Origin of the sequence: Variovorax boronicumulans (assembly GCF_019352895.1) — a bacterium.
In the GTDB taxonomy this organism is placed as follows: Bacteria; Pseudomonadota; Gammaproteobacteria; order Burkholderiales; family Burkholderiaceae_C; genus Variovorax; species Variovorax boronicumulans_A.
On sequence record NZ_JAAAFX010000009.1, the window covers coordinates 694118 to 710468 of the forward strand.

Consider the following 16351-nt stretch of genomic DNA (forward strand, 5'->3'; position numbering starts at 1 on the left):
TGCCTGGCCAAGAGAACACCGTGGTCGTCGACCTCGGTCCACCCCATAAAAATGAGATCGAAGCATGACCCATGACAACGATCGCGGAGACAAGGCCCTGCTGCACATCGACGGCGTTTCGGTGCGCTTCGGCGGCATCGTGGCGCTCGACGGCGTGTCCTTCGACGTGCAGCGCGGGCAGATCTGCGGACTGATCGGCCCCAACGGGGCCGGCAAGAGCACGCTGTTCAACTGTCTGTCGCGTCTCTACGAATGCAACACCGGCCGCATCACCTTCGACGGCCATCCGCTGTCGACGATGCCACGCCACCGCATGGCGGGCATCGGCATCGGCCGCACCTTCCAGAACCTGGCGCTGTTCCGCACGATGACCGTGCGCGAGAACGCGCTGGTGGGCTGCCACAGCCAGCACCACGCAGGCTTCCTGCGCAACGCCTTCCGGCTGCCCGGTGCGGCGCGCATCGAGGCCGAGGCGCGTGCACGCGCCCAGGCGCTGATCGACTTCCTCGACCTGGGCAGCGTGGCCGAGCGCACCGTAGCCGACCTGCCTTTCGGCACGCAGAAGCGCGTCGAGCTCGCCCGCGCGCTCGCGGCCCAGCCGAAGCTGCTGCTGCTGGACGAGCCCGCGGCCGGCCTCAACCACGAGGAGTTGGAAAGCCTGGGCGCGCTGATCCGCGACATCCGCGACCGCCTCCAGGTCACGGTGCTGCTGGTCGAGCACCACATGGGGCTGGTGATGGGCGTCTCCGACAAGGTGGTGGCGCTCAATTTCGGCAAGAAGATCGCCGAGGGCACGCCGGCCGAAGTGCGTGCGCATCCGGAAGTGATCCGCGCCTACCTGGGCGCGGACGAGGAGGTCGCCGCATGAGTTCCATCCTCGAAGTGCGCGGCCTGCGCGCGGCCTATGGCGCCACGCGCGTGCTGCAGGGCATCGACCTCGACATCGCCGACGGCGAGATCGTCGCGCTGCTGGGCGCCAACGGCGCGGGCAAGACCACCACGCTGCGCGCGCTGTGCCAGGCCATGGTCTCGACCGAAGGCAGCATCACCCTGGTCGGCCAGCGCATCGACGGCCGCTCGACCGAGCAGATCGCCAAGCTGGGCGTGGGCCATGTGCCCGACGGCCGCGGCACCTTCCTGGGCCTGACGGCCGAGGAGAACCTGCGGCTGGGCGCCTACGCGCGGCCCAGCAGGGCCGGCGCCGAGGCCGACATGGAGCGCATCTACGGCTATTTCCCGCGCCTGAAGGAGCGTCGCGCCCAGCAGGCCGGCACCTTGTCGGGCGGCGAGCAGCAGATGCTGGCCATCGGCCGCGCGCTCATGGGCAAGCCCAAGCTGCTGCTGCTCGACGAACCCTCGTTCGGCCTCGCGCCACTGATCGTCAAGGACATCTTCGCGATCATGCGGCGCATCAACCAGGAGGAGCGCGTGTCGATCCTGCTGGTGGAGCAGAACGCCAAGCTCGCGCTCGACCTCGCCGATCGCGCCTACCTGCTGGAGACCGGGCGCATCGTGCTGTCCGGCCCCTCGAACGACATCCGCCGCGACGACGCAGTGCGCCGCGCTTACCTCGGGGAATAACGCATGAACGCTTTCCTGCATCAACTGCTCGCCGGGCTCGCGTCCGGCGGCATCTACGCCAGCGTCGCGCTGGCCCTGGTGATGATCTACCAGGCCACGCACCACATCAACTTCGCCCAGGGCGAGATGGCGATGTTCTCGACCTTCATCGCCTGGATGCTGATCCAGGCCGGGCTGCCGTACTGGCTGGCCTTCGTCGCGACGGTGGTGCTGTCCTTCGTGCTGGCGGCGGTGGTGGAGTTCACCGTGATCCGGCCGATGCACGACAAGCCCGCGCTTTCGGTGGTGGTGGTGTTCATCGGCCTGCTGGTGATCTTCCACAGCCTCGCGGGCTGGCTGTTCGGCTACACGATCAAGCAGTTCCCGAGTCCGTTCCCGTCCGATGCCTGGTATGGCAGCGCCATGATGTCGGCCCACGAGGTGGGCGCAATCGTGGTCACGCTGGTGGTGGTCGTCGCGCTGTTCTCCTTCTTCCGTTTCACGCCACTGGGCCTGGCGATGCGCGCCGCGGCGCAGAACGCGGCCTCGTCGCGGCTGGTGGGCATCAACGTCGGGCGCATGCTGATGCTGGGCTGGGGCCTGGCCGGCGCGATCGGCGCGGTGGCCGGGATGATGGTCGCGCCGGTGGTCTTCCTCGACCCCCACATGATGACCGGCGTGCTGCTCTACGCCTTTGCCGGCGCGCTGATCGGCGGCATCGACAGCCCCATCGGCGCGGTGCTCGGCGGCTTCCTCGTGGGCGTGCTGGAGAACCTGATCGGCACCTACGTCGTGGGCACCGAACTCAAGCTGTCCGTCGCGCTGGTGCTCATCGTCGGCGTGCTCATCGTGCGCCCGGCGGGCCTGCTCGGCCGCACCGTCGTCACCCGCGTCTGACCCAGGATCTCCGCACATGAACTCGATCAACGCCACCTCCCGCGCGCCCCTTGTCACGGCTGCCGCGCCAGCCCCCACCACCGCACGCCGCATCGGCGGCTTCGCACCCGGCTGGATCGGCACGCTCGCCGTGCTGGCCCTGCTCGCCATCGGCCTGACCTTCGTGGCCAAGGGCTTCCAGCTGTTCCAGGCCACGATGGTGCTGTCGTACGCGATCGCGCTGTTGGGTCTGAACATCCTGACCGGCTACAACGGCCAGATCTCGCTGGGCCACGGCGCCTTCTATGCGATCGGCGCCTACACCACGGCCATCCTCATGGAGCACGGCGGCATGCCGTACTGGGCCACGGTGCCGGCCGCGGCCGTGGTCTGCCTGGTGGTGGGTTACGCCTTCGGGCGGCCCGCGCTGAAGCTCGAGGGGCTGTACCTCGCGCTCGCCACCTTCGCGCTGGGCGTGGCGATGCCGCAGCTGCTGAAATACAAGCACCTCGAGGCCTGGACCGGCGGCGTGCAGGGCATCGTGCTGATGAAGCCCGATGCGCCCTTCGGCCTGCCGCTCACGCCCGACCAGTGGCTCTACCTGTTCGCGCTCTTCGTCACGGTGGTCATGTTCGTCATCGCGCACAACCTGCTGCAGAGCGGCACCGGCCGCGCGATCCGTGCGATCCGCGACCATGCGATGGCGGCCGAGGCCATGGGCGTGGACAACAGCCACTACAAGTCGATGACCTTCGGCGTGTCGGCCGCCTACACCGGCGTGGGCGGCGCGCTGTCGGCCATCGCGGTGCAGTTCGTGGCACCCGATTCGTTCACGCTGTTCCTGTCGATCTCGCTGCTGGTGGGCATCGTGATCGGCGGCGTCGGCACGCTGTGGGGCGCGATCTTCGGCGCCATCTTCATCATGTTCGTGCCCTCGCTGGCGGAGAAGGTGTCGAAGGCCGCGCCCTGGGCCATCTACGGCGTGGTGTTGATCGCGATCATGTTCGCGATGCCCGGCGGCGTAGTGGGCCTGCTGCGCAAGATCCAGGCGCGCTTCAAAGCCCATGGATGATCCCGAGGCGATCGCCGCCGCGCTGCAGGCGATCGCTGCGCTTATTGCTCCCGGCGGGCGCACGGTCGACGGCCTGCGCCGGCTCTCGGGCGGGGCCAGCCAGCAGACCTGGGCCTTCGAGCTGGGCACCGAGGGTCAGGGCGCGCTGCCGCTGATCCTGCGGCGCGCCCCCGGCGTGCAGGGCCCGCGCGACCACGGCTCGGCCGGCCTGGCAACCGAGGCCGCGCTGATCGACGCCGCCCGCGCGTTGGGCGTGCCGGCCCCCGCCGTGAGCCATGTGCTGCAGCCCGCCGACGGCCTGGGCGAAGGCTTCGTGATGGCGCGCATCGAGGGCGAGACGCTGGGCCGCCGCATCGTGCGCGATGCGCGCTTCGCGCCGGCGCGCCGCGTGCTCGCGCAGCAGTGCGGCCGCGCGCTGGCACGGATCCATCGCGTGCCGCTCGCGGGCCTGCCGCCGCTGCGCCGTTCGGGCGCGCACGCCGAGCTCGATTTCCAGATCGCGCTGCACCGCGGCCACGGCACGGCGCGGCCGGTGTTCGAGGCCGCGTTCCAGTGGCTGCGCCGGCATGCGCCGGCCACCGAGGCCGCGCTGGTGCTGGTGCATGGCGACTTCCGCAACGGCAACCTGATCGTCGGCGAGGAGGGGTTGCGCGCCGTGCTCGACTGGGAGCTGGCCCACATCGGCGACCCGATGGAGGACCTGGGCTGGCTCTGCGTCAACGCCTGGCGCTTCGGCCGCGACGAATTGCCCGTGGGCGGCTTCGGCACGCTGGCCGAGCTGTTCGAGGGCTACACCGCCGAAGGCGGCACGGTGGACGCGGAGCGCCTGCGCTACTGGCAGGTGCTGGGCACGCTCAAGTGGGGCATCGTCTGCGAGGCCATGGCGCATGCCTGGCTCAGCGGCAGCGAGCGTGAGCTCGAGAAGGCCGTGATCGGCCGCCGCGCGTCCGAGGCCGAGATCGACCTGTTGGCGCTGATCGCGCCCCAAGGAGGAGCCTGATGCAGGACCGCCCCAGCCCCACCGAACTGCTCGAAGCCGTGGCCGCCTTCCTGCGCGAGCAGGTGGTGCCTGCTTCGAGCGGCGCACTGGCCTTCCATGCGCGCGTGGCGGCCAATGCACTCGACATCGCGCGCCGCGAGCTGCTGGCCGAGGCCGACACCTCGCAGGCGGCCGAGGAACGCGCTTCGCTGCAGGCCCTGCTGGGCAGCACCGAGCCCGACCTCGACGCGCTGCAACGCACGCTGTGCCGGCGCATCGCCGACGGCGCCCTCGACCTGGCCACGCCCGGCCTGGCCGATCACCTGTGGCGCACCACGCGCGCCAAGCTGGCCGTGGACCAGCCCGGCTACGGCAGCTACCGGCGCAGCCTCGACCCCACATCCCCCGGAACACCGACGCCATGAACTTCGATCTGCCGCCCGAACTTGTCGCCTACCTGGGCGAGCTCGACGCCTTCATCGAACGCGAGATCGTGCCGCTGCAGGCGCAGGACGACAACGAGCGCTTCTTCGACCACCGGCGCGAATGGGCGCGCACCGACTTCGACAACGGCGGCCTGCCGCGCCCCGAGTGGGAGGCGCTGCTGGGCGAGGCGCGCCGTCGCGCCGACAAGGCCGGCCACCTGCGCTTCGCGCTGCCGAGCGAATTCGGCGGCCGCGACGGCGGCAACCTCTGGATGGCCGTGATCCGCGAACACTTCGCGGCGCGCGGGCTGGGCCTGCACAACGACCTGCAGAACGAGCATTCGATCGTCGCCAACAACCCCTTCGTGCTCGCGATCCGCGACTTCGGCACGCCTGCGCAGCGCCAGGAATTCATCGCCGGCATGCTTGACGAGAGCGTGCACCTGGCCTTCGGCCTGACCGAGCCCCAGCACGGCTCGGACGCCACCCACATGGAGACCCGCGCCGTGCCCGAGGCGCACGGCGGCCGCGCCGGCTGGCGCATCGACGGCGAGAAGATGTGGACCACCGGCATGCACGTGGCGACGCACTGCGTGGTGTTCGCGCGCACCAGCGGCGAGGACGGCGCCGCGCGCGGCATCAGCGCGCTGCTGGTCCCGGCGCAGGCCGAGGGCGTGAAGATCGAGGAGTACCTCTGGACCTTCAACATGCCCACCGACCATCCGCGCGTGAGCTTCACGAACGTGTGGGTGCCCGAGGACGCAGTGCTGGGCCCGCTCGACGGCGGCCTCGCGGTGGCGCAGCACTTCGTGCACGAGAACCGCATCCGCCAGGCCGCCTCGAGCCTGGGCGCTGCCGACTACTGCGTGCGCGAGAGCGTGAAGTACGCCCGCGAGCGCAAGCCCTTCGGCGAGGAACTGGCGCGCAACCAGGGCATCCAGTTCCCGCTGGTCGAACTGGCCACGCAGGTCGAGATGCTGCGCCTGCTGATCCGCAAGACCGCCTGGGAGATGGACCGCATGCCCAAGCCCGAGGTCGAGAAGCAACTCTCGGACAAGGTCTCGATGTGCAACTTCTGGGCCAACCGGCTGTGCTGCGAGGCCGCCGACCGCGCGATGCAGGTGCATGGCGGCATCGGCTATTCGCGCCACAAGCCCTTCGAGCACATCTATCGCCACCACCGCCGCTACCGGATCACCGAGGGTTCGGAGGAGATCCAGATGCGCAAGGTCGCGGGCTACCTGTTCGGCTACATGGGGCCGAAGAAAAACCAAGGAGACAAGGCATGAACTCACGCATTCCACCGGCGCGCCGGCGCACGCTCGCGGCCCTGGCTGCATTCACCCTGGCAGTGGCACTGCCCGCCGCGGCCCAGAAGAAGTACGACCCCGGCGTGACCGACACCGAGATCAAGCTGGGCATGCCCATGCCGCTGTCGGGCCCGGTCTCGGGCTACTCGGTGGTGGGCAAGGTCGCGCAGGCCTATTTCAAGAAGCTCAACGAGGCCGGCGGCATCGGCGGGCGCAAGGTCAGCCTGCTGATCTACGACGACCAGTACTCGCCGCCCAAGACGGTCGAGGTGGTGCGCCGCATGGTCGAGGAAGACCAGGTGCTGGCCATCTTCGGCAACCTGGGCACCGCGCCCAACACCGCGATCCAGCGCTACATGAACACCAAGAAGGTGCCGCAGCTGTTCATCCAGAGCGGTGCGGCCCAGTTCGACGATGCGGCGAAGTCGCCCTGGACCGTGCCCTTCCTCGGCAGCTACCAGGGCGAGGGCAGGGCCTTCGCGCGCCACATCCTGGCCAACCGGCCCGACGCCAAGGTGGCGGTGCTGATGCAGAACGACGACCTGGGCCGCGAAGTGCTCAAGGGCCTGCAGCAGGGCCTGGCCGGGCAGGCCAAGGCGAAGGTCGTGGCGCAGGCCACCTTCGAGGTCACCGACCCGACGGTCGATTCGCAGGTCGTGCAGCTCAAGAACTCCGGCGCCGACGTGCTGGTGATGGCGGCCACCGCCCGCACCGCCGCCCAGGCCATCCGCAAGACCGCCGACCTGGGCTGGCAGCCCGACCGCTACCTCAACTTCGCTGCGGCCTCGGTCAAGATGGCCTTCGAGCCCGCGGGCGCGGAGAAGTCGAAGGGCGTGATCTCGCTGGCCGTCTACAAGGAACCGATGAGCCAGCGCTGGGGCCGCGACCCGGAGGTGCTGGCCTACCTCGAGCTGCTCAAGACCCATGCGCCCGACGTCGACGCCAGCAACGGCAGCGGCGTGTCGGGCTACCTGGTGGCCGCGCTGATGGCGCATGTGCTGCAGGCCGCGGGCGACGACCTCTCGCGCGACAACGTGCGCCGCGTGGCCAGCAACCTCAAGGACGTGCGCCTGCCGATGCTGCTGCCCGGCGTGCTGATGGCCAACTCGGCCAGCGACCTGCACGCCTACGCCTCCATGCAGCCAGTGCGCTTCAACGGCATCGAGCTCGACCCGCTCGGGCCGGTGCTGCAGATGAAGTGAGGGCGTCCGGCGCCCCCTGTCCCGCATCGGTCTCTTGTCCAGTCAGTTCCACAGCAGAATCTGCAGGGATCGAATCGTTCGGGCCGAGGCGCCGGTCGGCGACGTGATCAAGGTCCGCTGAAGGCCGTCGGGCCGTCCCCGTGTTCCCAACCATCAGAGAGGCAGACATGAACGAAAACACAAGCGAGTCGTCCCTTTTGTACGAGCGCGACGGCGACGTCGCGATCCTGAGCCTGCATGTGCCGACGCGGCTCAACCCGCTGACATTGGACATCCAGCGCGGCCTGCGCGACCGCCTGGCGCGGCTGTGCGACGAGGGCACGACGCGCGCGCTGGTGATCACCGGCGCGGGCAAGGCCTTCTGCGTGGGCGCCGACTTGTCGAGCATGGGCCCGGGCGAGGGCGGCGGCAGCCTGGGCCAGCGCACGGCCGACACCATGGCCGAGCTGTCGAACCGGCTGATCGCCGACATCCGCGCCTTGCCTTTCCCGGTGGTGAGCGCGGTCAACGGCCCGGCCGCGGGTGCGGGCGTGGGCCTGGCGCTGGCGGCCGACGTGGTGCTGGCGGCGCGCTCGGCCTATTTCTACCTGCCCTTCATGCCCCGGCTGGGCATCGTGCCCGACCTGGGCACCACCTGGTTCCTCGAGCGCTCGATCGGCCGCGCACGCGCGGTCGCGCTGACCTTGCTGGGCGACCGGCTGAGCGCCGAGCAGGCGGCGCAGTGGGGCCTGATCTGGTCCTGCGTCGACGACGCGGCGCTGCGCCAGGAGGCGCTGGCCACCGCGCAGCGGCTGGCGCGCCTGCCCGCGCATGCGGCGCGCGAGATCCGCAACGCCTACGAATCGGCGGGCAGCGTGCCGCTGGAGGCGCAGATGCACTACGAGGCCGAGCGCCAGCGCGAACTCATCGACCGGCCCGAGTTCGCCGAGGGCGTGAAGGCCTTCGGCGAGAAGCGCGATCCGGTCTTCGGGCGCCACTGAGCCATGGCGAGCGAGAACCACACCGCGGCCACCGTGCCCGAATTCGACGCCGAACGCCTGGCCAGCCACCTGCGCGCCCAGATCCCGGGCCTGAGCGGCCCGATGCGCCTGGCACGCATCGGCGGCGGCCAGTCGAACCCGACCTTCTTCGTCGATTTCGACAACCGCGCGCTGGTGCTGCGCAAGCAACCGCCGGGCGAGCTGCTGCCTTCGGCCCATGCGGTCGACCGCGAGTACCGCGTGCTGCGCGCGCTGGCCGGCACCGACGTGCCCGTGCCCCACGCGGTGCTGTACTGCGACGACCGCAGCGTGGTCGGCACGCCGTTCTACGTGATGGACAAGCTCGAGGGCCGCGTGTTCCCGCACTACACGCTGCCCGAGATTCCTGCGGCCGAGCGCCGTGCCTACTACTTCGCCATGGCCGAGACGCTGGCGCGCCTGCATGCGGTCGACTGGGCCGCCGCGGGCCTGGGCGACTACGGCCGGCCCGGCAACTTCTTCCAGCGCCAGGTCACGCGCTGGACGCGGCAATGGGAAGCCTCGCGCACCCGCGAAGACGCCAACATCGACCGGCTCATCGCCTGGCTGCCGGCGAACATCCCGGCCGGCGACCACACGACCATCGCGCACGGCGACTTCCGCTTCGGCAACCTGATGTTCCACCCGACCGAGCCCCGCGTGATCGCGGTGCTCGACTGGGAGCTGTCGACGCTGGGCCATCCGCTGGCCGACGTGGCCTACAGCTGCATGGCCTGGCACACCGGGGCCGACGAGTTCGAGGGCATGCTGGGCGTCGACCTGGCGGCCGAGGGCATCCCGACGCAGGCCGAGTACGCCGCGCACTACCGCCAGGCCGGCGGCCATGCGGAGCCGGTGACGAACTTCCACCTGGCCTTCTCGCTGTTCCGCTTCGCGGTCATTCTCGAAGGCATCGCGGCGCGCGCACGCAGCGGCAGCGCGGCCGCCAGCGACGCCGTGCAGGTGGGCGCGCAGGCCGCGGGCTTCGCACGACGGGCCGCGGCGCTGATCGACTGAAGGGGCGCACAGGGAGAGGTGGGAAAATCCCGCTTCTCCATGACCGACGCTCTGCTCCTCGATTCCCCCTCGCCGCTGCTCGACCGCCTGCAGACCCTGGCCGACTGCCCGCGCGCCGAGGGCTATGCCTGCATCACGGCGCGGCGCGAGCATGGCGCGAGCTCGGTGACCATCGAGGGGCCGACGCTGGCCATCGTGCTGTCGGGTCAGAAGTGGCTGCGCGGCGCGGGCATCGACCTCACGATCGACCCCGGCCAGCTGTTCCTGGTCACGCGCAGCTGCCGCATCGACGTGATGAACCGGCCCGATGCGCAGAGCGGCCTCTACCTCACGCTGACCATCCCGCTGTGCGCCGAGGTGCTCGACGCGGCGCGCCTGCTGTGGTCGGTGCCGGTGGTGCAGGGCGGCGACAGCATCGTCGCCATGCCCGCGGCCCGGCTCGAGGCCGACCTGATGGCCTGGAGCGGCGCGCTGCAGGCCGCGCGCTATGGCGAAGCGCGGCTGGCGCTCGCGGCCATGCTGGTGCGCCTGTGCGGCTGGGGCCACACCGCGATGCTGGTGCCGCCGCCGCCGAGCCTGGCGGCACAGGTGCAGGCCCTGGTGGCCCCGCAGCCCGAGCGCGACTGGCGCTCGGTGGATTTCGAGGCCGCGCTGGGCATGAGCGGCGCCACCTTGCGCCGGCGCCTGGCGGCCGAGCACACCTCGCTGAGCGACGCGATCACCGAAGCCCGCCTTGCGCACGCGATGACGCTGCTCTACACCACGCGCTGGCCGGTCAAGACCGTGGCCGGGCGCGTGGGCTACCGCTCGAGTGCGAGCTTCGTGCGGCGCTTCGTCGCGCGCTACGGCCTGCAGCCCGGCGACATCGGCAACGCCGAGGCCTGAGCCCGGGGCGAGCGTTTCACGCACGAAGTTGAGCGCCTCGCAAGGCGCGTCGCACCGAGGATGAGGCTTCCTTGTCCCTGGACCTTTTTCATGCCGCTTCATGCTTCTTCCCGCCTGCGCCTGCTCATCGCCGCCGCGGCCACGACCTTTGCGCTCGCCGCGCCGGCCCAGCCGAACGCACAGGTGCCCGGCTACTACCGCCAGGCCATCGGCGACTTGCGCGTGACCGCGCTGTTCGACGGCGTGGTGCCGCTGCCGCGCGCCCAGCTCACCGGCATCGCGCCCGCGCAGGTCGATGCGCTGCTGGCCGACCGCCATGTGCCCGAGGGCGAGAAGGGCCTGCAGACGGCGGTCAACGCCTACCTGGTGGAGCGCGGCGGCCTGCGGGTGCTGGTCGATGCGGGCACCGCGCAATGCTTCGGCGCAGGCCTGGGCCAGGTGCTGGCCAACCTGCGCGCGGCCGGCTTCCGGCCCGAGGACGTCGATGCGGTGCTGATGACCCATGCCCACCCCGACCACCTCTGCGGCGTGCTCGACGCGCAGGGCGCGGTGGCCTACCCGAATGCCACGCTGTGGCTCGCGCGTGAAGAGGCAGCCTATTGGGAAGACCCGGCCTCGGAGGCGTCCACCCCCGAATCACTGCGCTTCCTGTTCGGCATGGCGCGGCGCGCGATCGCGCCCTATGCGGCGGCCGGCAGGCTGCGCCGCTTCGGGCCCGGCGATGTGCTGCCAGCCGGCTTCACGGCGCTGGCCTCGCATGGCCACACGCCGGGCCACACCTCCTTCCTGGCCGACGGCGGCAAGGACGGTGCGCAGAAGCTGCTGGTCTGGGGCGACGTGCTGCACTACCACGCGGTGCAGTTCGCGGTGCCCGAAGCCTCCTACGAAGCCGACACCGACCGACCGCAGGCCATCGCCTCGCGCCGCGGCCTGCTCGAGCGCGCGACCCGCGAAGGCTGGTGGGTGGCGGGCGCGCACCTGCCGTTCCCGGGGCTGGGCCATGTGCGGCGCGAAGGGCCGGCCTTCGCCTGGGTGCCGGCCGAGTTCTCGCCGCTGTCGGCGGGGCGTTGAGGGATCGTCAGCCGACTTTTCTGTCGCGGCCGGCCCAATGCGGCTCGCGCAGCTTGTACTTGAGGATCTTTCCCGCCGGCGACAGCGGCAGTTCGCTCGCGAAAGCCACGCTGCGCGGGCACTTGTAGCCCGCGATCAGCGTGCGGCAGTGCGCGATCAGCGCCTCGGCCGTGAGCGCCTGGCCTTCGCGCAGCACCACCACCGCGTGCACGCGCTCGCCCCAATGCGCGTCGGGCACGCCGACCACGGCGCACATCGACACCTGCGGCAGCTGCGTGATCGCGTTCTCGACCTCGGCCGAGTACACGTTCTCGCCGCCGGTCACGACCATGTCCTTGAGCCGGTCGACGATGTAGAGAAAACCGTCGTCGTCCATGCGGCCGCCGTCGCCGGTGTGCATCCAGCCGTCGCGCAGCGCCTCGGCGGTCTGCGCGGCCTTGTTCCAGTAGCCGGCCATCACCATCGGGCCGCGCGCCGCGATCTCGCCCACCGTGCCGTGGGGCACCGGCAGGCCTTCGGCATCGACGATGCGCACTTCGGCGATCGGCACCGGCCGGCCGGCCGAGCGGCGGCGGTGTGCCGGCTGCTCGGGGTGGTGGCACCAGGCGGGCAGCACGGTCACGACGGGCGAGAGTTCGGTCATGCCGTAGAGCTGGCAGAAGCCGGCCTGGGGCAGCTTCTCGATGGCCTGCATCAGCAGCGCGTCGTCGATGGGCGCCGCGCCGTAGAGCACCAGCTGCAGGCTCGAGGTGTCGTAATCGCCGAAGCGCGGATGCTCGATCAGCCGCTTGACCATGGTGGGCACCATGAAGGTCTCGCTGGCGCGCTCGTTCTGGATCGCCTCCAGCACCTGGACCTCGTCGAAGGCGGGCATCACGATCTGGGTGCTGAGCCGCAGCATGAGCTGCAGCGTCAGGCCCACGCCGCCCACATGGAACAGCGGCGCCATGTTCAGGCCCACCGCGTCGACTGGCCGCGTGGCCGCCATGTTGGCCGAGAGCTGGCCCGCATAGAGGTTGGTGTGCGTCAGCATCACGCCCTTGGGCTGGCCGGTGGTGCCGCCGGTGTACATCACGGCCGCGAGGTCGGCGCCGCCGCGGCGCGCGTCGGCCACGGGCACGGCCTGCGCCATCAGCGCCTCGGCATCGTGCAGGCCCTCGGGCGCGGGGCCGTCGTCGAACCAGACCAGCGTCTGCAGCGAGCGTGACAGGCCGTGCTGCTGCGCGCCCAGCGCCGCATGCTTCGCATCCACCAGCAGCAGCCGCGTGTCGCAGTCGTCGAGCGAGTAGGCCACCTCGCGCGCGCTCCAGCGGATGTTGACCGGGTTGACCACCGCACCGGCCCACCAGGCCGCGTAGAAGAACTCCACATAGCGGTCGGAGTTGAGCGCCATCATGCCGACCCGGTCGCCGGGCTGCACGCCCTGGGCCTGCAGCACCGCGGCCAGCCGCGCCACGCGGTCGACGAAGACGGCGAAGCTGCTGCGGCGCGTGCCGCAGACCAGGGCCGTGGCCTGGGGTTTTTCCTGCAGGGCCTTGTGCAGGGGCTGGGTGAGTTCCATGAAAAGCGGTCTCCGGGAGGGCGTGAAGGGGCGGGGCGCGTGAGGGTCCCGCCCGGCCTCGATTCTTGTGCGCCGGCTGCGGCTTGGCTGTCGTCCGAATCGACGATTCGGCGCGTGGCGTGCGATGGGCCCTCACGGGTGAGCACGCCAAATTCGTCCCTTTGGACGAGCGTTCGCCACGATGCAGCGGCCGAGAATTCTCCGGGGCCGCAGCACGCGGCCTGCGACACACCGGAGACAAGACAATGCCCAACCCAACCGCCATCCGCGCCGCCGATCTCTGCAAGCGCGGCTTCTGCCGCGGGGCCATGGCCGCCGCCGCGGCCGTGCTCTCGCTCTCGTTCCACGCACAGGGGCAGGCACAGTCCGCGGCGCCGTTCCCGTCGAAGCCGATCACGCTGCTGCTGCCCTTCACTGCGGGCGGCGCCACCGACGTGCAGATCCGCGCGCTGGCGCAGGCCGCCTCGCAGACGCTGCGCCAGCCGGTGGTGGTGGTCAACCAGCCGGGCGTGGCGGGCACCATGGCACCGGCCGCGATGGCACGCAGCGCCGCGCCCGACGGCTACACGATCTCGATGATCCCCTCGACGCTGTTCCGGCTGCCGCATGTGCAGAAGGTCAACTACGACCCGGTGGCCGACTTCACTTACATCATCGGCGTGACCAGCTACAGCTTCGGCATCGTCGTGGCCGCCGACGCGCCCTGGAAGACGCTGCCCGAACTCATCGCCGCGGCCAAGGCCACGCCCGACAAGATCTCCTTCGGCGCGATCGGGCAGGGCAGCTCGGGCCACATCGGGATCTCGCGGCTGTCGCGGGCCGCGGGCTTCCCGCTCAACTACATCCCGTTCAAGGGCGCCTCCGAGGTGGTGCAGGCCACCATGGGCGGCCACATCCAGGTCATGACCGAGGCCGGCTGGGGCAGCATGGTCGAGGCCGGCAAGCTGCGCCTGCTGGCCGTGATGGACGAGCAGCGCTCGCCGCGCTGGCCGCAGGTGCCGACGTTGAAGGAACTGGGCTACGACATCGCGGTGCGCTCGCCGGTCGGCCTGGCCGGCCCCAAGGGCATGAGCCCGCAGGTCGTGAAGACGCTGCACGACGCCTTCCTTGCCGCCAGTTCCGACCCGCAATTCCTCAAGGCGCTCGAGGTGCAGGGCCAGCCCGCGGTCCACATGGACAGCGAGCAGTACCGCCGCTTCGCCGTCGCGCAGACGGCCAGCGACAAGCGCTTCGTCGAGGAACTCGGCTTCAAGCTCAACGAATGACAACGCAATGAATCAAGCATCCTCCTCACTGCACCGTTTCCTGCACCCGCGCTCGATCGCCTTCGTCGGTGCGACCGAACGCTCGGTCTGGTCGAACGCTGCGCACGCCACGCTGCAGAAGCTCGGCTACGACGGCCGCCTGTACCCGGTGAACCGCCGCGGCGGCGAGGTCTACGGCCGCCACGCCGCCACCTCGGCCAAGGCCATCGGCGAGCCGGTCGACATGGCGCTGCTGATGATCCCGGCCGAGGCGCTCGATGAAGCGCTGGACGACCTGCACGCGGCCGGCATCGGCAATGCGGTGCTGCTGAGCTCGGGCTTCGCCGAGGCCGGCGCAGAGGGGCGCGAGCGCCAGCAGCGCCTGAGCGCCATGGCGCGCGAGCGCGGCCTGCGCATCCTCGGGCCCAACTGCCTGGGCTTCATCAACTACGTCGACCGCTCGGCGGTCTGGACTGCATCCATCCGCGACCCGCTGCCGGCCGGCACGCTGGGCATCGTGTCGCAGAGCGGCGCGCTCGCGGGCCAGCTGTCGTTCATGGCGCAGGTGCACGGCATCGGCCTGAGCCGGCTGGTCTCGACCGGCAACGAGTCGGACATCCACATCGCCGAGGTGATCGACTACCTGGTCGACGACCCGCACACGCAGTCGATCGCGGTCTTCGCCGAGACCGTGCGCGACCCCGCGCGCTTCGCCGCCGCGGCCGAGCGCGCACTGGCCGCGGCCAAGCCGATCGTGGTGCTCAAGATGGGAGCAGCGAGATCACCGCCCAGGCCGCGCAGGCCCACACCGGCTCGCTGGTGGGCGACGACCGCGTGTTCGACGCGGTCTGCCAGCGCCTGGGCCTGATGCGCGTGCGCGGAATCGAGGACCTGGTCTTCACCGCCGCCTTCGCCAGCCAGACCGGTGTGCTGCCGGCCGGCGGCGTGGCCGCGGTCTCGATGTCGGGCGGCATGTGCGAGATCATGGCCGAGCGCGCCGACGAGGAAGGCCTGGCGTTGCCCGCGCTGGCGCCCGCCACCGTGGCCGCGCTGGGCGAGGTGCTGCCGGGCTACGGCACGGCCCACAACCCGCTGGACGTGACCGGCGCCGCCATGCTCAAGCCCGAGCTCTTCGGCGACGCGCTCGCCGCGCTGGTGCGCGACCCGGGTATCGGCCTGGCCGTGGTGGTGGCCGACGTGCCTAACGCGCCCGTCAACGACACGCCGCTGACCGGCGCCGTGCTGAAGGAAGTGGCGCGCGGCCTGGCGCGGAGCCCCGTGCCCGCCATCGTCTGCAGCCACTACGTGATGCAGGTCACCGAGCGCTCGCGCGCGCTGATCGAAGAGAGCGGCGTGCGCCACATCGCCTGCGGCATCCACCACGCGATGAGCGCGGCCGGTGCGGTGCGGCGCTGGTCCGACGCGGTGCACCGTCATCGCCAGGCACAGGCATCCATCGCTGCAACAGCGCCTTCGACCGACCGCCCGGCCTCCGAGCGCGAGACCCTGGCCTGGCTGGGCGCGCGCGGCGTGCCGGTGGTGCCCATGCAGCTGTCGCGCGACGTCGACGAGGCCGTGCGTTTCGCGCGCGGGCTCGAGGCGCCGGTGGTGCTGAAGATCGCCTCGGCACAGATCCCGCACAAGACCGAGGTCGGCGGCGTGGCGCTGAACCTGCAGGGCGACGCCGCCGTGGCCGAAGCCTGGACGGCGATGCACGCCCGCGTGCGCGCGGCCCGGCCCGATGCGCAGATCGACGGCATCCTCGTGGCACCGATGCGCCGCGACGGCCTCGAACTCTTCGTCGGCACGCTGCGCGACCCGCAATGGGGCGCGGTGCTGGCCGTCGGGCTGGGCGGCATCTGGGTCGAGGTGCTGCAGGACACCAGCCTGCGCGTGCTGCCCGTGACCCCGGGGGACGTGAAGGACATGCTGGCCGAGCTGCGCGGCAGCCGCCTGCTCGACGGCTGGCGCGGCGCCCCCGCGGCCGACCGCGACGCCATCGCCGAGGCCGTGGCCGCGATCGGCAATGCCGCGCTGGCCTTGGGTCCCGCGCTGGTGTCGCTCGAGGTCAACCCGCTGCGGGTGCAGGGCCGCACGGTCGAGGCGCTCGATGCGCTGGCCGTGTGGGGCTCGGCCGGCTGACGCGCCGCA

14 protein-coding genes and 1 pseudogene are annotated in these 16351 nt (G+C 71.0%); 14 read left to right on the forward strand and 1 reads right to left on the reverse strand.

Annotation, left to right across the window (positions count from 1 at the left end):
• The first annotated feature begins 64 nt into the window (after nt 1–64).
• The 12 genes from K0H49_RS22315 to K0H49_RS22370 all read left to right on the forward strand — a co-directional run bounded on the left by K0H49_RS22315 (nt 65) and on the right by K0H49_RS22370 (nt 11395).
• Nucleotides 65–868 carry an ABC transporter ATP-binding protein gene (locus tag K0H49_RS22315; protein WP_219217179.1) on the forward strand — a complete coding sequence of 268 codons (804 nt, stop codon included), beginning with the start codon at nt 65–67 and terminating at the stop codon, nt 866–868.
• Complete coding sequence (locus K0H49_RS22320) at nt 865–1581, forward strand: ABC transporter ATP-binding protein (protein ID WP_219217181.1); 717 nt, start codon at nt 865–867, stop codon at nt 1579–1581. Before K0H49_RS22315 ends, K0H49_RS22320 begins: the two co-directional genes overlap by 4 nt.
• Nucleotides 1582–1584: 3 nt before the next feature.
• The gene (locus K0H49_RS22325) at nt 1585–2457 is read left to right on the forward strand and encodes a branched-chain amino acid ABC transporter permease (RefSeq protein ID WP_219217183.1); all 873 of its coding nucleotides are present in this window, start codon (nt 1585–1587) and stop codon (nt 2455–2457) included.
• Nucleotides 2458–2473: 16 nt separating this feature from the next.
• Complete coding sequence (locus K0H49_RS22330; protein ID WP_219217185.1) at nt 2474–3508, forward strand: branched-chain amino acid ABC transporter permease; 1035 nt, start codon at nt 2474–2476, stop codon at nt 3506–3508.
• A complete protein-coding gene (locus tag K0H49_RS22335; RefSeq protein ID WP_219217188.1) occupies nt 3501–4508 on the forward strand; it encodes a phosphotransferase family protein in 1008 nt (335 codons plus the stop codon). The genes K0H49_RS22330 and K0H49_RS22335 overlap by 8 nt, the downstream gene beginning before the upstream one ends.
• Nucleotides 4508–4912, forward strand: a complete 405-nt coding sequence (locus K0H49_RS22340; protein WP_219217190.1) for a DUF6285 domain-containing protein — start codon at nt 4508–4510, stop codon at nt 4910–4912. Before K0H49_RS22335 ends, K0H49_RS22340 begins: the two co-directional genes overlap by 1 nt.
• The gene (locus tag K0H49_RS22345; RefSeq protein WP_219217192.1) at nt 4909–6201 is read left to right on the forward strand and encodes an acyl-CoA dehydrogenase family protein; all 1293 of its coding nucleotides are present in this window, start codon (nt 4909–4911) and stop codon (nt 6199–6201) included. Before K0H49_RS22340 ends, K0H49_RS22345 begins: the two co-directional genes overlap by 4 nt.
• Nucleotides 6198–7424 (forward strand): ABC transporter substrate-binding protein, encoded by a 1227-nt coding sequence (locus K0H49_RS22350; protein ID WP_219217195.1) that lies wholly within the window; start codon nt 6198–6200, stop codon nt 7422–7424. Before K0H49_RS22345 ends, K0H49_RS22350 begins: the two co-directional genes overlap by 4 nt.
• 167 nt (nt 7425–7591) lie before the next feature.
• Nucleotides 7592–8404 carry an enoyl-CoA hydratase-related protein gene (locus K0H49_RS22355; protein WP_219217198.1) on the forward strand — a complete coding sequence of 271 codons (813 nt, stop codon included), beginning with the start codon at nt 7592–7594 and terminating at the stop codon, nt 8402–8404.
• A gap of 3 nt (nt 8405–8407) precedes the next feature.
• Nucleotides 8408–9439 carry a phosphotransferase family protein gene (locus tag K0H49_RS22360; protein ID WP_219217199.1) on the forward strand — a complete coding sequence of 344 codons (1032 nt, stop codon included), beginning with the start codon at nt 8408–8410 and terminating at the stop codon, nt 9437–9439.
• A 39-nt stretch (nt 9440–9478) separates the two neighbouring features.
• A complete protein-coding gene (locus K0H49_RS22365; protein ID WP_219217201.1) occupies nt 9479–10324 on the forward strand; it encodes a helix-turn-helix transcriptional regulator in 846 nt (281 codons plus the stop codon).
• A 90-nt stretch (nt 10325–10414) separates the two neighbouring features.
• Nucleotides 10415–11395: an MBL fold metallo-hydrolase gene (locus tag K0H49_RS22370; RefSeq protein ID WP_257625074.1), complete on the forward strand. Its 981-nt coding sequence runs from the start codon at nt 10415–10417 to the stop codon at nt 11393–11395.
• Between the two features lie 7 nt (nt 11396–11402).
• Here K0H49_RS22370 and K0H49_RS22375 read toward each other — a convergent pair whose 3' ends face one another.
• The gene (locus tag K0H49_RS22375; protein ID WP_219217203.1) at nt 11403–12956 is read right to left on the reverse strand and encodes a long-chain-fatty-acid--CoA ligase; all 1554 of its coding nucleotides are present in this window, start codon (nt 12954–12956) and stop codon (nt 11403–11405) included.
• 245 nt (nt 12957–13201) lie between these two features.
• Between K0H49_RS22375 and K0H49_RS22380 the strand changes: the two genes are divergently transcribed.
• Together K0H49_RS22380 and K0H49_RS30990 are read left to right on the forward strand one after the other, a co-directional pair.
• Entirely contained in the window at nt 13202–14221 is a 1020-nt protein-coding gene (locus K0H49_RS22380; protein ID WP_219217204.1) for a tripartite tricarboxylate transporter substrate binding protein, read from the forward strand.
• 87 nt (nt 14222–14308) lie between these two features.
• Nucleotides 14309–16339 (forward strand): annotated as a pseudogene (locus tag K0H49_RS30990) (CoA-binding protein); the annotation flags it as partial.
• Nucleotides 16340–16351 lie beyond the last annotated feature (12 nt).

Bases quoted from the DNA above. Each gene is read 5' to 3' on its own strand.
- K0H49_RS22345 (WP_219217192.1), top strand. From the start codon at position 4,909: ATGAACTTCGATCTGCCGCCCGAACTTGTCGCCTACCTGGGCGAGCTC.
- K0H49_RS22355 (WP_219217198.1), top strand. From the start codon at position 7,592: ATGAACGAAAACACAAGCGAGTCGTCCCTTTTGTACGAGCGCGACGGC.
- K0H49_RS22380 (WP_219217204.1), top strand. From the start codon at position 13,202: ATGCCCAACCCAACCGCCATCCGCGCCGCCGATCTCTGCAAGCGCGGC.
- K0H49_RS22315 (WP_219217179.1), top strand. From the start codon at position 65: ATGACCCATGACAACGATCGCGGAGACAAGGCCCTGCTGCACATCGAC.
- K0H49_RS22365 (WP_219217201.1), top strand. From the start codon at position 9,479: ATGACCGACGCTCTGCTCCTCGATTCCCCCTCGCCGCTGCTCGACCGC.
- K0H49_RS22370 (WP_257625074.1), top strand. From the start codon at position 10,415: ATGCCGCTTCATGCTTCTTCCCGCCTGCGCCTGCTCATCGCCGCCGCG.
- K0H49_RS22350 (WP_219217195.1), top strand. From the start codon at position 6,198: ATGAACTCACGCATTCCACCGGCGCGCCGGCGCACGCTCGCGGCCCTG.
- K0H49_RS22335 (WP_219217188.1), top strand. From the start codon at position 3,501: ATGGATGATCCCGAGGCGATCGCCGCCGCGCTGCAGGCGATCGCTGCG.
- K0H49_RS22320 (WP_219217181.1), top strand. From the start codon at position 865: ATGAGTTCCATCCTCGAAGTGCGCGGCCTGCGCGCGGCCTATGGCGCC.
- K0H49_RS22325 (WP_219217183.1), top strand. From the start codon at position 1,585: ATGAACGCTTTCCTGCATCAACTGCTCGCCGGGCTCGCGTCCGGCGGC.
- K0H49_RS22330 (WP_219217185.1), top strand. From the start codon at position 2,474: ATGAACTCGATCAACGCCACCTCCCGCGCGCCCCTTGTCACGGCTGCC.
- K0H49_RS22360 (WP_219217199.1), top strand. From the start codon at position 8,408: ATGGCGAGCGAGAACCACACCGCGGCCACCGTGCCCGAATTCGACGCC.
- K0H49_RS22375 (WP_219217203.1), bottom strand. From the start codon at position 12,956: ATGGAACTCACCCAGCCCCTGCACAAGGCCCTGCAGGAAAAACCCCAG.
- K0H49_RS22340 (WP_219217190.1), top strand. From the start codon at position 4,508: ATGCAGGACCGCCCCAGCCCCACCGAACTGCTCGAAGCCGTGGCCGCC.